This window comes from Flavicella sp. (genome assembly GCF_029238425.1).
GTDB lineage: Bacteria > Bacteroidota > Bacteroidia > Flavobacteriales > Flavobacteriaceae > Flavicella.
In genome coordinates, this window is the sequence record NZ_JAQWGB010000137.1 from 1 (window position 1) to 1,515 (window position 1,515).

The 1,515-nt window shown below is 38.0% G+C and carries 1 protein-coding gene; it reads right to left on the reverse strand.

Annotated elements, in window-relative coordinates:
• Positions 1–1,515, reverse strand: a 1,515-nt coding sequence (locus tag P8H68_RS10015; RefSeq protein WP_300324346.1) for a RagB/SusD family nutrient uptake outer membrane protein, incomplete at both ends; no start/stop codon positions are given.

The following is a 1,515-nucleotide window of genomic DNA, read 5'->3' on the forward strand; positions in this document are numbered from 1 at the left end:
ACTGCTCTTTCATTATAAATACGTTTTCTAAACGCGTCTTTGTCTGCTGTATATTTTGCAATAACACCAGGCATTTCAGCCCTAGCTCTTACTACATTAATTGCATCTACTGCTGTTAGTGAACTACCTGGGACTGCACCATTTGGTCCATAAGCCTCATTCGCAGCCTCAGCAAAATCTAAATACAATTGAGCGACTCTCAAATGCGGAAAATTTCTGTAATAACCACTTGCTCTATTCCACTTATCACAACCTGGCCATTTGTGTTTCCCTTTGTGATAATACCCTGTAAACATTTTATTTTTACCTGTTTCGAATTTATAATGCCAACCTCCTGGTTTCGCATCCAATATTCTAATAGCATTATTTCCTGGGTTAGGTAAACCTTCAAACATATCGTCCCCTTGTACAGAAATCAAAGCTCTTAATCTAGGATCTCTATTTGCATAAGGATCAGCAGGATCAAACCCACCGATAGTTGCTGCATCTGGATCATTTACATCATAACCTTGCTTTGTTTCAAACCAGTCTACAGCGTTTTGAGTTGGATTTCCTTCAATCAACCAACCACCTGCAAACTGAGGTAAAAACCAACCTTGTCCTGCCCTACCCGAACTATTTGGATCAGTGTTTCTCGATAAAGGAGACTGAATAATTGATTCCATAGGAATAGCTGTTGCACGGCTGTACCAATTATCTGTATACTGACTCATAGGATACATTGCATACCCACCATTTCCAAAATCGTTTATTGCTACTGCGGCTGCTTTTGCGGCTGCCATTGCATAATCATGATTGTATGTTTTGGTATTAGATCCGTATGGGTTTAACTGTGGATTCATTAATGGGCTCGCTCCATATAACAAAGCCATTGCTTTTAGCGCTTTTGCTGATGTTTTAGTAGCTCTACCTTTATTTTGATTGTTCCAAACCTCCGGGAGTAAACCAATGGCCTTATCCATATCAGAAACTAAAAAATCTGTTGATTCTAAATAAGATGGTCTTACCTCATCAAAATCTTTATCTACATCATAAGAAACATTCATGATAGGAAAACCACCATACCTGCGAATAATTTGGAAATAATGAAACCCTCTTAAAAAGTAACATTGTCCCAACAATTGATTTTTTAACTCTGTTTGAGTGAAGCCTAACTCGGTTGGATATTCTACTAACTGATCTATATTTTCTAAAACTAAATTAACTGACCTAATTGCCAATAAAGCCTTAGAAGCCGGTTCTGTCAGGTGATCATTTCCGTGGAATTCTGCATTTCTATTTTCAAACTCCATACCTCCTAATTCGCGAAAACCAGAATTCATCCATGCTCCAGCATTAAAAACCGTGTGTGGAGGAAACTTTACATGAGATACCTGACATTCATCAGACATAACCCCTAATTCACTCGCCCAATCGGTATCAGCATATACATAATTCTGTATCAAACGATTGGCTCTATCTACTGCCCCTAAAGTGGAATAATAATCTGTAAAAACTTGTTCTTTAGAAATCCCT